Origin of the sequence: Halomonas sp. HNIBRBA4712 (assembly GCF_043558675.1) — a bacterium.
Classification (GTDB): Bacteria; Pseudomonadota; Gammaproteobacteria; order Pseudomonadales; family Halomonadaceae; genus Vreelandella.
Window position 1 is genome coordinate 246,073 of the sequence record NZ_JBIFXR010000002.1, and the last position, 17,626, is coordinate 263,698.

The following is a 17,626-nucleotide window of genomic DNA, read 5'->3' on the forward strand; positions in this document are numbered from 1 at the left end:
TATGCTAGAACACGACCGGCTGATCGCCGCCGCCCCGGAACAGGGCGAGGTGCGTTTCGACCACGCCATTCGCCCCAAAAAGCTTCACGACTACATCGGCCAGCCGCGGGTGCGCGAGCAGCTCGAAATCTTCATCGGCGCGGCGCGCCTGCGCGAAGAGAGCCTCGATCACACCCTGGTGTTCGGCCCGCCGGGGCTTGGCAAGACCACGCTTGCCAACATCATCGCCACCGAAATGGGTGTCGGGCTCAAATCCACCTCCGGCCCGGTGCTCGAGCGCGCCGGCGATCTCGCCGCGATGCTGACCAACCTCGAGCCCGGCGACGTGCTCTTCATCGACGAGATTCACCGCCTTTCGCCGGTGGTCGAGGAGGTGCTCTACCCGGCGATGGAGGATTTCCAGCTCGACATCATGATCGGCGAGGGGCCGGCGGCGCGCTCGATCAAGCTCGATTTGCCGCGCTTCACCCTGGTCGGCGCCACCACCCGGGCGGGGCTTCTGACCTCGCCGCTGCGCGACCGCTTCGGTATCGTTCAACGTTTGGAGTTCTATAACCTCGAAGAGCTCACCGAGATCGTCTCCCGCTCGGCCAGGCTCTTGAACGTCGACACCGACCACGCCGGCGCCATCGAGGTCGCGCGGCGTTCACGCGGCACGCCGCGTATCGCCAACCGGCTCTTGCGCCGGGTACGCGATTACGCCGAGATCAAGGGCAACGGCGTCGTTAACGCCGCGTTGGCGGACGCCGCGCTCAATATGCTAAACGTGGATCATCACGGGCTCGATCACATGGACCGGCGTTTGCTGCTCGCCATGATCGACAAGTTCGACGGCGGCCCGGTGGGGGTGGATTCGCTCTCGGCAGCGATCGGTGAGGAGCGCGACACCATCGAAGACGTGATTGAGCCCTACCTGATCCAGCAGGGGCTGATGATGCGCACGCCGCGCGGGCGCATGGTGACCCGCCAGGCCTGGCTGCACTTCGACCGCGTGCCCCACGAGCAGAGCGTGGACACCGCCGGGGAGCGCCGCCCATGACTCAGTCGCCCGCGCCGTTTCAGATGCCGGTGCGCGTCTACATCGAGGATACCGACGCCGGCGGCATCGTTTACTACGTTAACTACTTGAAGTTCATGGAGCGCGCACGCAGCGAGTGGCTAAGATCGCTTGGCCAGGATCAGCAAACGTTGCTGGACGCCGGCACGCAGCTAGTGGTATACCGCTTGGCTTGTCACTACAGCAAACCGGCAAAGCTCGACGATGCGCTGCGCGTGGACGCGCGCGTCACCGATCAAGGCCGCTGCCGGCTGACCTTCGAGCAGTGCGTGTGGCGCGGCGAGGAACTCCTTTGCCGTGCCACAGTCGAGATAGCCTGCCTTGACCGGCAAACGCTTCGACCCAAGGCCTGGCCTGCAGCGCTTGCAACGCTGAAACCGGGCGTTTGAACGCCAAGACGTAAACGGATCCCGAAGATCCTTTCGACCGACCATTTGGGCGCGCGGGCGCCGACAGATCAATGAGGGCAACTGTGAACGATAACACCATGTCCATACCCCACCTGATAATGAGTGCCAGCACCGTGGTACAGCTGGTCATGCTGCTACTTGTGGTGGGGTCGATCCTCTCGTGGGTGGTGATTTTCCAGCGCAGTATCGCCCTGCGTCGCGCCAAGAACGAGTACAGCGAATTCGAGGAGTCGTTCTGGTCCGGGGTCGACCTGAACGAGCTTTACCGCGATATTCCCGCCGACGACCCGCGCCACGGCGCCGAGCACATCTTTCAATCCGGCTTTCGTGAATTCAACCGCCTGATGCCCAAGACCCGCAACGCCGATACCGTGCTCGAAGGCGTACAACGCAGTATGCGGGTAGCCTGGTCGCGGGAAGAGGATCGGCTGACCCAGCACTTGACCTTTCTCGCCACCGTCGCTTCGGCAAGCCCCTATATTGGTCTCTTCGGCACGGTATGGGGCATCATGGGCTCGTTTCAGGCGCTGTCGTTCTCCCAACAGGCCACCCTTGCCACCGTCGCGCCCTGGATTGCAGAAGCCCTGATCGCCACGGCCATGGGGCTTTTCGCCGCCATTCCGGCGGTGATTTTCTACAACCGCCTCTCCAACGATGTCGGCCGGCTTTTGGGCAAGTACGAAGACTTCGCCGAAGAGTTTCACGCTATTTTGCATCGCAATCTGCAGGGTCGCGATAGCAATAAAAGCGCGGGCTAAGGGAGTTTCGTCATGCACGGGCCATTCAATCGCGGCGGCAAGAAAAAGCCGATGGGCGAGATCAACGTCGTCCCCTTCATCGACGTCATGCTGGTACTGCTGGTCATCTTCATGATCACTACGCCCATGTTGACCCAGGGCGTGCAGGTCGACCTGCCCCAGGTCAGCTCCGAGCCGATCGAGACCCAGGAAAACATCGACCCGATCATCATCTCGGTGGACAACGAAGGCACCTACTACGTCACGCTTGGCGAGGATACCAACGCCGTCACTCTCGACGAAATGTCCGAGCGGGTGATCGCGATTCTCCAGCGCGTACCGGACACCCCGGTGATGGTACGCGGCGACCGCAACGTGCAGTACGGGCAGATCGTGGTGCTGATGAGTACGCTGCAGCGCGCCGGTGTCGCCAACGTGGGGCTTCTCTCCGAGCCGCCCCAGGACGCTCAAGGGTAACGCTTTATGGCCCACGACGCGTTTCGCGACCCCCAGGACGTTGGCTACACCTGGCCTGTGGTGCTGGCCGTAGCGGTTCACCTGGCCATCATTGCCTTTAGCCTGATCAGCCTACCAAGCACCACCGAGGAGCCCGACACCACCTCGATCGTGCAGGCAACGCTGGTCAGCACCGAAACCTTTACCGACCAGGCGCAGCAGTCGATCGAGCAGCAGGCGGCACTGCAAAGCGCCGCGGCCGAAGCTCAGGACGCTCCCCCCGAGACGGAGGCAGAGCCCGAGCCGGAGCCCGCACCGGAGCCTGCGCCCGAACCCGTACCTGAACCCCAGCCGGAGCCGGACCCGCAGCCAAGCCAGGCCGAAGCCGACGCAGCGGCAGAGCGCGCCCGCGCGCTGGAGCAAGCCGAGGCCGAAGCGGCGCGCCGCGCCCAAGAGGCCGAGCAGCTTGCCCAGGAGCGGGAAGCTCAGGCTCGTGCCCGTGAAGAGGAGGCACAGCGCCTGGCCGAGGAGCGCGCCGCCGAGGAGCAGGCCCGCGCCGAGGCAGAGGCCGAACAGCAACGGCTACGCGAAGAGCAGGCTCGCCAGGAGCGCGAAGCCGAAGCCGAGCGTCAGCGCGAAGAGGAGGCTCGCCGCCAGGCAGAGGCTGAGCGCCAGCGTCAGGCCGAAGCTGAAGCCGAGCGCCAGCGAGAAGCGGAGGCAGAGGCAGAGGCCGCACGCCAGCGCGAACGCGAGGAAGCGGCACGCCGCGAGCGCGAAGCCGAAGAACAGCGCGAACGCGAAGCCCAGGCACAGCGCGAGCGGGAAGCCGAAGCGCAGCGTCAGCGCGAGGCGGAAGCCGCCATGCAGCGCCAGCTCGAAGGCGAGGCCGCGGCCGCAGCCGCCAATGCTCAGCAGGCACAGCAGGCGGCAAACAACTTCAGCAACCTGGTGCAGCGAGCCGTCGAGCAGGCCTGGATCATCCCCGGCGGCTCGGACAACCTGCGCGCGATAATAAGTGTGCGCCTTGGGCCCTCGGGAGAAGTTCTATTGACTAATATAGTTACGTCGAGCGGCAACGCCGCGTTCGATCAATCCGCCGTTCAAGCGGTCGAACAAGCGGCGCCGTTCAGTGAGCTCTTGCAGCTAACGCCGGAGCAGCAGCGCGTTATACGATCGCAACCGATAAACTTTAACTTCTCTCCAACGGGGGTACGTTGATGCATACCTTGAGCAAAGCCTGGCTATTTTGCGTGCTGCTGATGATCAGCAGCGTCGCAAGCGCCAACCTGTCTATCGAAATCACCCGGGGCAGCGATCAGGCGCTTCCAATTGGCGTCGTGCCGTTCGAAGGAGGGGAAGGCTTCCCCGAGGACGTCGCCCAGATCGTCCAGGACGATCTCGAGCGTAGCGGTATGTTCGCCCCCCTGGCGCGCAGCGCGATGTTCGAACGCCCAAGCCAGGCAAGCGACGTGCAGTTCGGCACCTGGCGCTCGCTGGATACACGCTACCTGGTGGTGGGCCGCGCCCAGCAAACCGGCAGCGGCTACCAGCTCCAGTTCGATCTGATGGACATCAGCGGCCAGTCGCGCATGATCGGTGAAACCGTCAATGTCAGCGGCAACGACCTGCGCGGCGCCGCCCACTACATCAGCGACCAGGTGTTCGAAGCGATCACCGACATTCGCGGTGCGTTCTCGACCAAAATCGCTTACGTCACCGCCCAAGGCCTTGGCGATAACATGCAGTTCGGCCTTTACGTGGCGGATGCCGACGGCGCGCGTAGCCAGCAGGTGCTGACCTCGGATCAGCCGATCATGTCGCCGGCCTGGTCGCCGGATGGGCGTAAGCTTGCCTACGTTTCCTTTGAAACCGAACGCCCGGCGATCTATATTCAGGACGTTTCGACCGGTCAGCGTGTTCAAGCGACCTCTTTTGAAGGCATCAACGGCGCGCCAGCCTGGTCGCCGGACGGCCGGCGCCTTGCAATGTCGCTCTCCAAGGATGGCCAGCCCGATATTTACGTGCTCGATATCGGCAGCCGCTCGCTCAACCGGTTGACCCAGAGCAACAGCATCGACACCGAGCCCGCCTGGTCGCCGGATGGCCGCAACATCCTGTTCACCTCGGACCGCAGCGGCGGCCCGCAGATCTATCAGATGTCGGCCAGCGGCGGTAACGCCAACCGCATGACCTATACCGGCAACTACAACGCACGCGGACGCTACGCGCCGGACGGCGATCAGATCTTTTTGATCCACCGCTCGGACCGCGGCTATCAGGTGGCGCGTCAGGACGTTGACGGCGGGCGTTTAGTGGTTCTGAGCGAATCAACGCGGGACGAATCTCCCAGTGTTGCGCCGAACGGGACCATGGTAATCTTCGCTACCCAACAGGGTGGAAGTGGCTTTTTGAGTGCCGTTTCGGCGGATGGCCGCTCGTCATTCAGACTGCCGGCAGCACAGGGCGAAGTACGCGATCCCGCGTGGTCTCCCTTTTTAAATTAAAAAGTTGAACAACAGAAAACGTTGAACAACAGTCAATTCTGTTTTCAGGCAAGGAGTCTGACTATGCAACTCAAGCCATTGGCTCGCTCTTTAGCAGTCGCGTTGTCCGTTCTGGCAGTCGCTGGCTGTTCAAGCACCGGCGGCACTCAGGACGGTGACGCCTACGGTAGCCAAAGCGGCAGCACTTCCGGTACCGGTACGGGTACCGGCATGGGCACCAGCGGTACCGGCCAGTACGGCAGCACCTCGGGCTCCGGCGCCGGCCAGCAGGCCGACTCGCGCATTCCGGAAGTGCGCACCATTTACTTCGACTACGACCGCGACACCATCAAGAGCGAGTACGAGTCCGTCGTAATGGGGCACGCGCGCTATCTTCAAGCCAACCCCAACGCCCGTGTGACCCTGCAGGGGCACACCGACGAGCGCGGCACCCGTGAATACAACATGGCACTCGGCGAGCGTCGTGCCCGCGCGGTTCAACGCTTCCTGAACATTCAGGGCGTTTCGCCGTCTCAGATGAGCGTGGTGAGCTACGGCGAAGAGCGTCCTGCGGCCAGCGGCCAAAGCGACAGCGCCTACTCACAGAACCGCCGCGTGGTGTTCAGCTACTAATCCAGCTGCCAACCGGCGACCGTTGGACGTCTAGCTATCAAGCGCCTCGGGGCAGCACTGCTCCGAGGCGTATTTGGGAGTCAACATGAATCACAGTCTCAAACGTTTCCTTGGGAGGCTGTGCGGTGCGGGAGCCATTGCGCTCCCGCTGTCCGTATTGCCCTTTACCGCGCTCGCCCAGCAGCCGCTGGTTCAGGATATCTCTTCCGGCTCCGGTGGGTTCTATCAGCAGACCCAGCGCCAGGAAGCTTCCGGCGGCAATCTGGTGCTGTTCAACCAGGTCGAAGAGCATCAGCAGGAAATCCAGCGTCTGCGCGGCCAGATCGAAGAGCTTCGCCATCAAATGGAGCAGCTCAAGCGCCAGTCTCAGCAGCAGTATCTGGATATCGAAGATCGGCTGATGAACCTTCAAAGCGCGCCGGCCCAGGCGCCAGCGCCGACCCCGCAAGTCGAACCCGAGGCCGCCGAAGAGGTGGCCCAGGTGAGCGAGCCGAGCCGCGAAAGCTCGCGCGCCGCGGCCAGCAACGTCAGTGAAGACGCCCAATCGGATTACCAGGCCGCGTTCGCTCACGTTCAGGCACGCCGCTTCTCCGAGGCGATCGATGCCTTCAACGACTTCGTCTCCAATCATCCGGATACCAGCCTGACCGCTAACGGCTACTACTGGCTGGGCGAGCTCTACGCTGCCGAGAACGAGCTTTCCGCCTCGGACGAAGCGTTCAGCCGCGTCATCAACGATTTCGACGGCAGCGCCAAGGTGCCCGATGCGCTTTATAAACTGGGCCTGGTCAAGGCGCGCCAGGGGGAAAGCGAACGCAGCCGCGAGCTCCTCGAGCAGGTGCGCGACGACTTCCCGCAAAGCAGCGCCGCCGGCCTTGCCAACGATTTTCTTCGCCAGTCCGCTAGCTGATTCTTTTCCTCGAGGTTATGCATGACCTGCAAGATCGACTATCAAGCCCGGCCCGATTTGCTCGAGGACCGGGTGATTCTGGTGACCGGCGCGGGCGACGGCATCGGTCGCGTGGCGGCGCTTGAGTACGCCCGTCACGGCGCCACGGTCATTCTGTTGGGCCGAACGATTGAAAAGCTCGAGCGCGTGTATGACGAGATCGAAGCACGCGGCGGCCCCCAGCCGGCAATCTTTCCGCTCAACCTGGAGGGCGCACTGCTCGAGGATTACGACGATATGGCCCGCCGGCTCGACCGTGAATTCGGCCGTCTCGACGGCGTGCTGCACAATGCCGGGCTGCTGGGCACGCTAATGCCCTTCGAGGAGTACGACCCGGCGCTCTGGGAGCAGGTAATGCAGGTCAATATCAACGGTCCGATCTGGATGACCCAGTCGCTTCTGCCGCTTTTGGAAAACGCCGAGGATGCGTCGCTGATCTTTACTTCATCGAGTGTCGGGCGCAAGGGAAGGGCGCAGTGGGGCGCCTACAGCGTATCGAAGTTCGCCACCGAAGGTTTCATGGAAGTGTTGGCCGACGAGTTCAAAGAGCACGAGAACCTGCGGGTGAACACGCTCAACCCCGGCGCGACCCGCACCGATATGCGCGCCGGCGCCTATCCGGAAGAAGACCCCACCACGCTTCGCACCCCGGAGCAGATCATGCCGACCTATCTGTGGCTGATGGGCCCGGATAGCCGCGGCGTCACGGGGCAGAAGATCGACGCCCAGCCGCCCAGGGTCTGAGCGCCTCCAGAAGTGCGTTAGAACAGTGCGTTAGAACGTCGCCAGCCGCTCGACCAGCGCCTGGCAGGTGTCGAACAAGAGATCGGCGGGCCAGGTGCGGTAGTCGTCCTGCTCGCTGATGTAGCCATAGCCCACCGCGATGGCGGTCATTCCGGCCGCCTTCGCCGCCTCGATGTCGCGTCGGTGATCGCCCACGTACCAGCACTCGCTTGGGTCGATCGCAAGCCGTCGGGCCGCTTCCCACAGCGGCTCCGGTTCGGGCTTTTTAACGCTTAAATCGTCGGCGCACAAAAGCGCCCCGGGCTCGAGCGAGAGCGCCTTCAAGAGCGGCTCGGTGTAGCGGCGCGGCTTGTTGGTCACGATACCCCAGAGTTTCTCCTCGGCGTGCCAATTTACCAGCCACTCGTCGAGCGGTTTGAACACCTGACTGTGTGTGGCGACCGCCTGCTCGTAGGCATCGAGCAGGTACTGGCGGGCCTCCAAGTGTCCCTCGGCATCGCTTTCAAGGCCCGTGGCCAGAGTGACCAGCGCGCTTCCGCCGTTGGAGACCTGGCGGCGAATTTGCTCGAAGGGCAGGGGGTTCTGACCATGCAGGCGGCGTAGCGCATTGGTGGCGTTGGCCAGATCCGGCGCAGTATCCACCAGCGTGCCGTCTAGATCGAACAGAATCGCCCTGGGTGGCGGCACGTCGAGCGAGGTTGCGGTCGAGTCGAGCATTCAGTGGCCCACCCGGCGGCAGTACATCATGTAGTTGACCGAAACGTCGTCGGCCACGAGCCTGTAGCGCCGCGTAATCGGGTTGTAGGTCAGGCCGGTCTGTTCACGAACCTCGAGCCCCGAGTGACGCGCCCAGCCGGCCATTTCCGAGGGGCGGATGAATTTGGCGTAGTCGTGGGTGCCGCGCGGTAGAAGCTTCAGCACGTACTCCGCGCCGATGATCGCAAAGGCGTAGGACTTCGGCGTACGGTTGATGGTCGAGAAGAACACGTAGCCGCCGGGGCGTACCAGCTCGCTGCAGGCGCGAATGATTGATGCCGGGTCCGGCACGTGCTCGAGCATCTCCATGCAGGTCACCACGTCGAACTCGCCGGGCGACTCCTCGGCCAGGGTTTCGACGCTGACGTTTTTATAGCTCACCTCGACGCTATGCTGCTCGGCGTGAACTCGGGCCACGCCCAGCGGCGCCTCGCCAAGGTCGATGCCGGTCACGCGAGCGCCGCGGCGCGCCATCGATTCGCTGAGAATGCCGCCTCCGCAGCCCACGTCGAGCACCTTCTTGCCCGCCAGCCCCGCCCGCGCATCGATGAAATCCAGGCGCAGCGGATTGATCTCATGAAGCGGCTTGAACTCGCCTTCATCGTCCCACCACTGGTTTGCAAGTGCTTCAAATTTCGCCACTTCAGCGTGATCGACGTTGCCTTCATAGCGCTTTGCAGTGCTATCCTGAGGTGTCGCTTGCATGGTCTCTCTCCCTAATCCTGTAAGCGCGATGTTACCCGGCGCCTCGTTACCCATGCACCGCGTGGGTGTCATTGAGCTGTTACATTGAGCTACAAGGTGGCATCCACCCCCGGGTTTTGTATTATTGCATTCTAACCACTCCACACGCACAGCGCATGAAAAGGATCGCCCCATGATCAAAAAGGCCCTGATAATCCGGCAATTGCGCAGGGAGCGTGGTTGATGCGCGTACTTCTTCACGGCAGTGAGTTAAGCGCCGCCACCGCCGCCGCCGCACTCGCCTTCGTGGGCCATCGGGTCGACTGGCTATTGCATGCCCAAACCCCCTGGGCAGCGCTTTCAAAGCTCGACTGGCTGCGCCGAGAACCCGAGCTCATGGCGCACATCGACCAGGCGCTGGAGCAGGGTACGCTGCGCATCGTCGAGTCACTCGATGACGCCGCGCCCATGGACGTGGTGTGGCTTGCACTATCGCCAAGCCAGCGCCTGGACGCCGAAACGCTTCTGGGTGCGCCGCGCTTCTCCCAGGCGCCGGTGGTGCTGGTCAACAACTCCACCTTTCCCGTTGGCGACACCGAGCGGTTGAACGCCCTGATGGGCGAGCAGCACAGCAGCGTCGCGCTGCCGGATACGCTGGAAGAAGGCCGCGCCTGGGCGGCGTTCACCCGCCCGACCCGCTGGCTTCTGGGCTGCGACGACGCCAAGGGCGAGCAGATCATTCGCGAGCTTTTGCGCGCCTTCAACCGCCGCCACGACGTATTCCAGCCGATGCCCAGGCGCGCCGCCGAACTCACCAAGCTCGCGATCAACGGTATGCTGGCCACCCGCATCAGCTACATGAACGAGATCGCCGGCCTCGCCGACACCCTCGGCGTGGACGTCGAGCACGTGCGCCAGGGCATGGGCGCAGACACCCGCATCGGCTTTGAGTATCTCTACCCGGGCTGCGGCTTCGGTGGCCCCAACTTTTCCCGTGATTTGATGCGCCTGGCCGACGTGCAGTCGCAAAGCGGGCGCTATTCGGCGCTGCTCGAGCAGGTCATGGACATCAACGAGCAGAAAAAAGAGACTCTCTTTCGCAAGCTCTGGACCTTCTTCGAAGGCGAGCTCGCCGGCAAGACCGTGGCGATCTGGGGCGCGGCGTTCAAGCCCGGCACCGCGCGCATCGACCAGGCGCCGGTGTTGACCCTGCTCGAAGCGCTCTGGGCTCAGGGCGTGAACGTCAAACTGCACGACCCGGCGGCCACCCCCGCACTCGCTACGCTTCTGGGTGAGCGCCGTGATCTGACGCTCTATCACGACGACCCCTATCAGGCCTGCGAAGGGGCGGATGCGCTGATGCTGGTCACCGAGTGGAAGACCTACTGGAACCCGGAGTGGTCTCGCCTGGCCTCGCTGCTCAAGGCCAAACTGATTCTGGACGGGCGCAACATATTCGATCCTGCCTTTGTCGCCAGCTGTGGCCTACGCTATAGAGGCATTGGTCGCCGCGCCGATCCAACGACTGATTGAGGAATCTTCATGTCTGATGCTCCCCCGTCTCAGCGTATCGTGCCCGACGCGGGCCAAAGCCTGAGTGGCCATCACCTGCGCCCGCGTCGCGGCCCACGCCTCTGGCCTCTATGGCTCATGCTGCTGCTGGTGATTGCGCTGCTCGGCGCTTTGGCCGCAGGGCTCTGGTACGAGCGCGAACGCCTTCTGGACGAGGTTCGCCGGGTGAGCGGTGAGCTTTCCAACCTGCACGCGCGGCTGGATTCCGGGGATGCCGACGCCATCGATTCGATCAGCTACATGCAGGCTCAGATGACCACGCTGTTTCAGGAACAGGAGCAGCTCGCGGTACGCTTGAACGATACCCGCCAGGAGCTCTTTGGCGTGCTGACCGACGGTGAGGAGTTGGCCTCCACCGAGCAGCTTAACGAGCTTCGATCGACGCTGGATGCTCAGCGTGAGGCGATGGAACTCAACGAACGCCGGCTACAGGCGGTGCAGAGCTCACTGGGCGCACTGGAGCAGGCCGGCGCCTCCGGGCGCCAGAATCTTCTGGAAGAGGTGGCCTATCTTGACCAGAGCAGCACCGATCGCATCGCCACGCTTGAAGAGCAGCTCGAGCGCGAGCGTACTGCTATCGATGCCCAGCTTACCCAGTGGCAGCAAGAGATCGACCAGCGTTTCGAGACCCTGGCCGACACCACTCAGGCGGACGAGCCCGGTATCGACCCGCAAACCTTCGAAAGCGCCGTTGCCAACCTGCGCGAGCGCTTGAGCGCACTTGAAAGCGATGTGCGCCAGGTGCGCCAGGCACAGCTTGCCTTTAGCGCTCAGATGGAAATGCTGCGATAATCAAACAGGAATACCCCGTCGCGCCGCGTCGTCGGTCCAGGTTAGGAATAATATTGTATGCAACGATATCGACAGCGGTTGACGGCGCTCCCGAGAGCGCTCTATCTGGCTACGCCGCTTTTTTTCTTGAGCCCGCCGCTGTGGGCAGTGGAAGCCGTCATTAGCGGTGTCACCGAGCCGGTCGAAGAGAACATCGACGCCTACCTGCAAAACATCGATGAAGAGCGCTATACCGACCTTCGCCTGGAAGGCGAGGTGCGCCAACGCACCCAGGAAGCGATGCGCGTGTTCGGCTACTACGAGCCCGACATCGAGATCACCACCGGTACGCCGATTCGGGTGCGTATCGCGCCTGGCCCCCAGGTGCGCATCGACACGCTGTCGATCAATATCGAAGGCGACGCGCAAGACGACCCGCCGTTTCAGGATGCCCTCGACGCCTTCCCGCTGGAAGAGGGCGACGTGCTCCTGCACGCGCCCTGGGATGCGCTCACCTCGGAGTTTTCCGGCCTTGCCATCGAGCGCGGCTACTTCGACTGGGCCTTTCGCGACCGGCGCATGGAAGTGCGCCCGTATCGCGAAAGCGCCAGCCTCTACCTGGATTTCGATAGCGGCCCGCGCTACCAGTTCGGCCCCACACGTATCATCGGTAGCCATATCGAACCGGAGCGGCTTCTACAGATACGCGATTTCGACACCGGCGACCCCTACCTTGCCGAGTCGATCGCCCGCTACAACCAGCGTTTGGGTGAAACGCGCTGGTTTCGCTCGGTCACGGTACGCCCGCGCCTGCAAACCGCCCAGGAGCTGGTGATCGCGCCGTCCGGCGGCGGGGCGGCCTGGTACGACTCTGCCACCGCCTCGCAGCCCCAGCGCCCGAGACTTTCGAGCGCCGCCTTCGCCAGTGCGCTGAGCGTAAGTCAGCCGGCCGACAACCGCCTGCCGATCGACGTCACCGTCGAGCCCGCCGACCGCCACCAGTTCGAAACCGGTATCGGCTACGCCACCGATGTAGGGCCACGGCTGCGTTTTGGCTGGCAGCAGCCCTGGATCAACAGCCTCGGCCACAGCTTGAATCACGATCTTTATCTCTCGGCGCCGGATCAGCGCTTCACCGGGGTTTACAACATTCCGCTCGAGGACCCGATTCGCGACAGCTACCGGCTGCAGTACGGCATCCGTAACCGCGACGACAACGACACCCAGTCCCTCGAGGGCACCGTGGAGTTTGCGCGGCGCTGGGAGTTCGAGAACCGCTGGGTGCAGACGCTCTACGTGCGCACCACCTACGAGGACTTCACCCAGGGCGGGCTCTCGGACGAGGTGTGGCTCTACTATCCGGGCATTCAGTGGTCGCGCTCGCGCACTCGGCCCACGCGCTTTCCGCTATGGGGCGACCGTCAGCAGCTCTCACTCGAGTACTCCGACACGCTGTGGGGGTCCGATGCGACGTTTCTACGCGTGACCGGCGACACCGAGTGGATTCGCACCCTGGGCGATAGCAACCGCTTTCTGGCGCGGCTGAGTGCCGGCGCCATCGAGACCGACGATTTCGACAAGATTCCGCCGTCGCTGCGCTTTTTCACCGGCGGCGATCGCAGCGTTCGCGGCTACTCCTTCGAAAGCCTTTCGCCGCGCAATGACGAAGGGCTTTTGCGCGGCGGCCAGCAGATGCTGACCTCGACGCTCGAGTACCAGCGCCGGGTCACCGGCGATTGGTGGGGCGCAGCCTTCGTCGATAACGGCAACGCCTTCGACAACTGGAGCGCGCAGGATCTGAAAACCGGCGCGGGCCTCGGCGTGCGCTGGATCTCGCCGGTCGGCCCGATTCGCTTCGACATCGCCCACCCCTTCGACGATGACGACAACGACTGGCGGTTACACTTCTCTATCGGCCCCGAGTTCTAGGAGCGAATTTTGGCAGACGTTGCAAAGAAATCGCCGCGTAAAAAGATCAAGCGGCCGCTCTCTTCACGGGCACGCGTGGGCCTGGGGGTCTGGAGTGTGATCCGGCTGTTGATTCTGGTGCCGCTATGGCTGTTTGGCCTGGTCGCGCTGTTACTGGGTACCGCACTCTCTCCCTGGGGCACCGAGCAGCTGCTCTCCCAGGCACAGAAGCGCGGCTATTTGAGCTATGAAGCGCAATCCGGCGGCCTGCTCGACGAATTCACCCTGCAGGGGTTTCGCCTGAACGTGGCCGGCACCCGCGTCGTCATCGACGAGCTCGAGCTTCGCTGGGCGGACGACTGCCTGCTTTCGGGCCGGCTGTGTCTGGACACGCTGCGCGCCGAGGGCGCCGATATCCGCCTGAGCGCCAGCAAGAACGAGCCAGAGCCGCCCCCGGAAAACAGCGAGCCGCTGCGCATCTCGCTGCCGTTCCCGGTCGAGATTCGCGAGCTGGTGTTGCGCGATAGCGCGATCACCCTGGGCGACGGTACGCGCATTGCGCTTGCCTCGCTGACCACCGCCGCCGTGGCCGAAGGCGAGCGCGTTCACCTGGCGCCAACCGCCCTCGACCAGCCGCGGGTGTTTCTGCCGGGCTCACCCGGCGTACGCCTGACTCAGGGGCTCGATACGCCGCTTGACGCCACCGGTATCGACGGTGCGCTCGCGGTTCACGCGCCTGCCGAGCCGGCACCCGCCGATGACGACGAGGGCGGAGTGCTGGTGACCGAACAGGGCCGCACCGAGCTTCCCGAGATTCGCCTGCCCATCGACGTGATCGTCGACGAGTTCGAGGTCAACGACTTCGCTTTAGAGGGCGCCTTCGATTACCAGGTCGAGCGCTTGACGCTGGCGGGCTCGGCGATCGAAAGCGACATCGAGATCGACACCTTCTACGTGCTCACCCCGGACGCCGAGGTCGAGCTTGCCGGAAGCGTACGCCTCGCCGACAGCTACCCGCTCGACCTTCGCCTCGATACCACGCTCTACCTGCCGGAGCGTTTTCCCGAGCTTTCCGGCAATACGCTCACGCTTGCGCTGTCCGGCTCGCTTGCCGAGCTTAGCGGTGAGCTCGAAACCGATGGGCTGGTGGACGTCATGCTCGACGCCCAGGTCGACGTACTCGACCCGCTATTCCCGTTCGACGTGCGCCTTCAGACCGATCAGCTCCAGTGGCCGCTGACGCCTCCCGAAGGAAGCGAAAGCGACCCGATCACGGTCGAGGATCTGGACCTGCGCGCCAGCGGCAGCCTCGAGGCGTTTTCGGTGGTGCTCAATGCCGAAGGCGTCGAGAATACGCGCCTGGATGGCCAGGTCGAGCTCGATGATCCGAGCTACCCCTTCGATATCCGGCTACAGAGCGAGCGCTTCCAATGGCCGCTCAACGTACCCGAAGAAGCCCAGGCCGAGGCCGAGCCCTTCGTGGTTCAGAACCTGGACCTGCGCGCCAACGGCAGCCTCGAAGCGTTCACCGTGGTGCTCGACGCCGACGGCGTGGAGAACACTCGCCTCGAGGCTCGCGCCGATATCGACGAGCCGAACACTCCGTTCACCGCGCGACTGCAAAGCGAGCGGCTCCAGTGGCCGCTGATTAGCCCGGAAAACGCCGAAACGCCCCCCTGGGTGGTCGAGAATCTGGACCTTCGCGCCAGCGGCGATACCACGGCTTACACGCTCGATTTGAGCGTCGACGCCGAAGGCCCCGAGGTGCCGCAGATCGCCCTCGACGTCGAAGGCAGCGGCGATACCGGCGCGTTTCGCTGGTCCTCACTTGCGCTCACCCTCAACGAAAGCCGTCTCTCGAGTCAGGGGCAGGTCAGCTGGGCCGATGGCATTGCCTTGAACACCCGTATTCGGCTTGACACCTTCGACCCTTCCCACTTCGTCCAGGATCTGGACGGCTCGCTCAACGGTGATATCGAGCTCGGCGTGCTGCAGCAGGGCGAGCGCTGGCTGATCGATCTGCCCGCGCTTTCGATCGACGGCGAGCTGCGCGACTACCCGCTGACGCTCGAGGCTGCGCTTCGTGCCAACACCGATTTGGAAGTCGATATCGATCGGCTGCGCTTTGCCCAGGGCAACAACCGCCTGACTGCTCAGGGCCGGGCAAGCCAGCAGGCGCTGTCGCTGGATGCCGACATTGCGCTTGAACAGCTGCAGACGATTCACCCCGAGCTCGCCGGACGCCTGACCGGCGACATACGCGCCCGGGGCAGCATCGAGCAGCCGCAAATCAACGCCGCGCTCGAAGGCCGCGAGCTGCGCTTTGCCGACAACGCCGTCGAGCGACTGACGCTCAGCGCCGATATCGCCGGCATCGACGACCCGCGCCTGGACGTCGACCTGGGCCTGGCGCGCATCGTCGCCGGCGGGCAGAGCCTGGAGAGTCTGGATCTGACCCTCGATGGGCGGCTTTCCCAACATACGCTGTCACTCGACGTGCAGGGCGGTGATGGAAACCAAATCCAGCGCGCCGCGCTTGCGCTGAGCGGGCGCTTCGATCAACCCAACCAGCTCTACCAGGCCAACGTCACGCCGCTTGAGGTCGACTCGGAAGCCGGCAATATTCGTTTGGAGAGCCCGCTGGATCTGCGCTACAACCTGGCCAACGGTCAGGCGCGGCTGTCGCCGTTCTGCCTGCGCCGGATCGAAGGCGGCGTGGTCTGCTCGACGGACACCGTCAACGCCTCGGCGGAGCAGGGCAGCGCGACGCTGACCCTGCGCGAAGTGCCCATGGAGATGCTCGAGCCGTTTCTGCCCGAGGAGTGGAGCTTCAACGGCGACACCACCGCGGATCTCGGTCTTGCCTGGAGTCAGGGCGGCGCCCGCTGGCAGGCCGACGTCCAGCTCCTGAGCCAGCTTGCGATCACCGCGATCAACGAGTACGGCCAGCCGGTACGCCTGCCGGTGATCGACCTGGACGCTCAGGTCGACGCCAACCAGGCGAGCGCCAACGCCAACGTCGTGCTGTCGCTTTCCGAAGCGGGGCAGATGTCGCTCGACTTGACCGTCAACGACCCGATCGGCCAGGGGCTCTTGAACGGCGAGCTGCGCGCCAGCAATATCGAACTCGAGCCTTACCTGCCGATGGTGGCCCAGCTCGACCAGCTCGAAGGCGCGCTCAACGGCACGGTGTCGATCGGCGGCACCACCGCCCAGCCGGACCTGCAAGGCACGCTTGCGCTTCGCGGCGTGCGCGCCCGCGGCCCGGATATTCCAATCGACGTGCAGGATGGCGAACTGGCACTGCGCTTCGACGGCGGCCAGGGCAGCATCGACGGCTTTCTCGCCGCCGAGCGCGGCCGGCTCAATATCACCGGCGACGCCTACTGGCCCGAAAACGAGCCCTGGCGCGTGGGTATCGATCTCAACGCGGTGCAGGAGCCGCTGCTGGTGGTACTGCCCCAGTTCGGCCGGCTGGAAGCGGCTCCGGATATCCGCATCCGCATCAACCCGGAGCTTCTGCAGATTCGCGGCAATGTCGACGTGCCCTGGGCGCGGCTCGAGATCGGCCAGCTGCCGCCTTCGGCAATTACCCCAAGCGGCGACGAGATCATCATCACCGAGCGCGAGGACCGCGAAGCCGAACGCCAGGCGCAGCTGCGCGCGGCCAACGGTGAAGGCCCGAGCGCTGCCGACGAGCTCGCCGCCGGCGGCATGGCGATCGATCTCTTCATCACCGTGAGCCTTGGTGACGATATGAAGCTTTCCGCCTACGGGCTCGAGTCGAACCTGGCGGGGGACCTCGAGGTACGTCAGGAGAGCGGGGTGCTGCAGCTCTTTGGCGAGGTGAACCTGGTCGATGGGCGTTTCCAGGCCTTTGGTCAGGATCTGCTGATTCGCCGCGGCCAGCTGCTGTTCAGCGGCCCGCCGGGCCAGCCGGTGCTCGATTTCGAAGCCATCCGCAACCCGGACATCACCCAGGACGATGTGATCGCCGGCCTGCGGGTCACCGGCACCGCCGAAGAGCCTAACGTGGCGATCTTCTCGGAGCCGGCGATGCCGGAAAACAGCGCGCTTTCGTATCTACTGCGCGGGCGCGGCCCGGAGGGCTCCGGCGGGCTCGATAGCGCCTTGACCACGGCATTGATCGGCATGTCGCTCGGGCGCACCGGCGGGGCGGTCGGCTCGATCGGTGAGGCCTTCGGCATCAGCGACCTGACCCTGGACACCACCGGTGCCGGTGACGAAAGCCAGGTCGCGCTGACCGGCCAGCTCACCGATGATTTGCGCATCAGCTACGGCGTGGGAATTTTCTCGCCGATAGCGGAACTAACCTTACGCTACACGCTTTGGCGTAATTTATTCGTCCAGGTGGTGACCGGCACAAGCCAGGCGGTGGATCTGATCTACACCTTCTCGCGTCCGGGTTCAACGACGATACTTCCACGGCAACAACAGTAAGAGGT

The 17,626-nt window shown here is 64.0% G+C and carries 15 protein-coding genes; 13 read left to right on the plus strand and 2 right to left on the minus strand.

All coding sequences use genetic code 11. The features are described 5' to 3' along the window. The first annotated feature begins 1 nt into the window (after nt 1). The 9 genes from ruvB (at nt 2) to ACGK9R_RS05570 (ending at nt 7,469) form a co-directional block, all read left to right on the plus strand. The gene (ruvB, locus tag ACGK9R_RS05530) at nt 2–1,039 is read left to right on the plus strand and encodes a Holliday junction branch migration DNA helicase RuvB (RefSeq protein ID WP_394579029.1); all 1,038 of its coding nucleotides are present in this window, start codon (nt 2–4) and stop codon (nt 1,037–1,039) included. Further along, the gene (gene ybgC / locus ACGK9R_RS05535) at nt 1,036–1,446 is read left to right on the plus strand and encodes a tol-pal system-associated acyl-CoA thioesterase (protein ID WP_394579032.1); all 411 of its coding nucleotides are present in this window, start codon (nt 1,036–1,038) and stop codon (nt 1,444–1,446) included. The genes ruvB and ybgC overlap by 4 nt, the downstream gene beginning before the upstream one ends. A 98-nt stretch (nt 1,447–1,544) precedes the next feature. Then, nucleotides 1,545–2,225, plus strand: coding sequence for a protein TolQ (gene tolQ / locus ACGK9R_RS05540; RefSeq protein ID WP_394579034.1), 681 nt, complete (start codon nt 1,545–1,547; stop codon nt 2,223–2,225). 12 nt (nt 2,226–2,237) lie between these two features. Continuing rightward, nucleotides 2,238–2,681: a protein TolR gene (gene tolR, locus ACGK9R_RS05545; RefSeq protein WP_394579037.1), complete on the plus strand. Its 444-nt coding sequence runs from the start codon at nt 2,238–2,240 to the stop codon at nt 2,679–2,681. A gap of 6 nt (nt 2,682–2,687) precedes the next feature. After that, nucleotides 2,688–3,878 carry a cell envelope integrity protein TolA gene (tolA, locus tag ACGK9R_RS05550; protein ID WP_394579039.1) on the plus strand — a complete coding sequence of 397 codons (1,191 nt, stop codon included), beginning with the start codon at nt 2,688–2,690 and terminating at the stop codon, nt 3,876–3,878. Then, the gene (gene tolB / locus ACGK9R_RS05555) at nt 3,878–5,164 is read left to right on the plus strand and encodes a Tol-Pal system beta propeller repeat protein TolB (RefSeq protein WP_394579041.1); all 1,287 of its coding nucleotides are present in this window, start codon (nt 3,878–3,880) and stop codon (nt 5,162–5,164) included. Before tolA ends, tolB begins: the two co-directional genes overlap by 1 nt. Before the next feature lie 63 nt (nt 5,165–5,227). Next, a complete protein-coding gene (pal, locus tag ACGK9R_RS05560; protein WP_394579043.1) occupies nt 5,228–5,776 on the plus strand; it encodes a peptidoglycan-associated lipoprotein Pal in 549 nt (182 codons plus the stop codon). Between the two features lie 85 nt (nt 5,777–5,861). Continuing rightward, nucleotides 5,862–6,686: a tol-pal system protein YbgF gene (gene ybgF / locus ACGK9R_RS05565; protein WP_394579046.1), complete on the plus strand. Its 825-nt coding sequence runs from the start codon at nt 5,862–5,864 to the stop codon at nt 6,684–6,686. Between the two features lie 21 nt (nt 6,687–6,707). Further along, nucleotides 6,708–7,469, plus strand: coding sequence for a YciK family oxidoreductase (locus tag ACGK9R_RS05570; RefSeq protein WP_394579048.1), 762 nt, complete (start codon nt 6,708–6,710; stop codon nt 7,467–7,469). Between the two features lie 30 nt (nt 7,470–7,499). On the opposite strand, the gene ACGK9R_RS05575 is transcribed toward ACGK9R_RS05570, so the two are convergent. Both ACGK9R_RS05575 and ubiG read right to left on the minus strand, forming a co-directional pair. After that, entirely contained in the window at nt 7,500–8,186 is a 687-nt protein-coding gene (locus ACGK9R_RS05575) for an HAD-IA family hydrolase (RefSeq protein ID WP_394579050.1), read from the minus strand. Beyond that, complete coding sequence (gene ubiG / locus ACGK9R_RS05580; protein WP_394579052.1) at nt 8,187–8,930, minus strand: bifunctional 2-polyprenyl-6-hydroxyphenol methylase/3-demethylubiquinol 3-O-methyltransferase UbiG; 744 nt, start codon at nt 8,928–8,930, stop codon at nt 8,187–8,189. Between the two features lie 222 nt (nt 8,931–9,152). Here ubiG and ACGK9R_RS05585 point away from each other — a divergent pair, with 222 nt between their 5' ends. Genes ACGK9R_RS05585 through ACGK9R_RS05600 form a run of 4 tightly spaced genes read left to right on the plus strand, consistent with a single transcriptional unit; the run spans nt 9,153 to nt 17,621 of the window. After that, nucleotides 9,153–10,442 carry a nucleotide sugar dehydrogenase gene (locus tag ACGK9R_RS05585; RefSeq protein WP_394579054.1) on the plus strand — a complete coding sequence of 430 codons (1,290 nt, stop codon included), beginning with the start codon at nt 9,153–9,155 and terminating at the stop codon, nt 10,440–10,442. 9 nt (nt 10,443–10,451) lie between these two features. Continuing rightward, on the plus strand, nt 10,452–11,273 hold the full coding sequence (locus tag ACGK9R_RS05590; RefSeq protein ID WP_394579056.1) for a hypothetical protein: 822 nt from the start codon (nt 10,452–10,454) through the stop codon (nt 11,271–11,273). Between the two features lie 57 nt (nt 11,274–11,330). Continuing rightward, nucleotides 11,331–13,181 carry an autotransporter assembly complex family protein gene (locus ACGK9R_RS05595; protein ID WP_394579058.1) on the plus strand — a complete coding sequence of 617 codons (1,851 nt, stop codon included), beginning with the start codon at nt 11,331–11,333 and terminating at the stop codon, nt 13,179–13,181. A gap of 9 nt (nt 13,182–13,190) precedes the next feature. Next, nucleotides 13,191–17,621: a translocation/assembly module TamB domain-containing protein gene (locus tag ACGK9R_RS05600; protein ID WP_394579060.1), complete on the plus strand. Its 4,431-nt coding sequence runs from the start codon at nt 13,191–13,193 to the stop codon at nt 17,619–17,621. Nucleotides 17,622–17,626: the final 5 nt, after the last annotated feature.

Excerpts from the sequence above, each read along its gene's own strand:
- ybgF (WP_394579046.1), top strand. The coding sequence starts at position 5,862 with ATGAATCACAGTCTCAAACGTTTCCTTGGGAGGCTGTGCGGTGCGGGA.
- ACGK9R_RS05570 (WP_394579048.1), top strand. The coding sequence starts at position 6,708 with ATGACCTGCAAGATCGACTATCAAGCCCGGCCCGATTTGCTCGAGGAC.
- ubiG (WP_394579052.1), bottom strand. The coding sequence starts at position 8,930 with ATGCAAGCGACACCTCAGGATAGCACTGCAAAGCGCTATGAAGGCAAC.
- ACGK9R_RS05595 (WP_394579058.1), top strand. The coding sequence starts at position 11,331 with ATGCAACGATATCGACAGCGGTTGACGGCGCTCCCGAGAGCGCTCTAT.
- tolQ (WP_394579034.1), top strand. The coding sequence starts at position 1,545 with ATGTCCATACCCCACCTGATAATGAGTGCCAGCACCGTGGTACAGCTG.
- tolR (WP_394579037.1), top strand. The coding sequence starts at position 2,238 with ATGCACGGGCCATTCAATCGCGGCGGCAAGAAAAAGCCGATGGGCGAG.
- tolB (WP_394579041.1), top strand. The coding sequence starts at position 3,878 with ATGCATACCTTGAGCAAAGCCTGGCTATTTTGCGTGCTGCTGATGATC.
- tolA (WP_394579039.1), top strand. The coding sequence starts at position 2,688 with ATGGCCCACGACGCGTTTCGCGACCCCCAGGACGTTGGCTACACCTGG.
- ACGK9R_RS05585 (WP_394579054.1), top strand. The coding sequence starts at position 9,153 with ATGCGCGTACTTCTTCACGGCAGTGAGTTAAGCGCCGCCACCGCCGCC.
- ybgC (WP_394579032.1), top strand. The coding sequence starts at position 1,036 with ATGACTCAGTCGCCCGCGCCGTTTCAGATGCCGGTGCGCGTCTACATC.
- ruvB (WP_394579029.1), top strand. The coding sequence starts at position 2 with ATGCTAGAACACGACCGGCTGATCGCCGCCGCCCCGGAACAGGGCGAG.
- ACGK9R_RS05575 (WP_394579050.1), bottom strand. The coding sequence starts at position 8,186 with ATGCTCGACTCGACCGCAACCTCGCTCGACGTGCCGCCACCCAGGGCG.
- ACGK9R_RS05590 (WP_394579056.1), top strand. The coding sequence starts at position 10,452 with ATGTCTGATGCTCCCCCGTCTCAGCGTATCGTGCCCGACGCGGGCCAA.
- pal (WP_394579043.1), top strand. The coding sequence starts at position 5,228 with ATGCAACTCAAGCCATTGGCTCGCTCTTTAGCAGTCGCGTTGTCCGTT.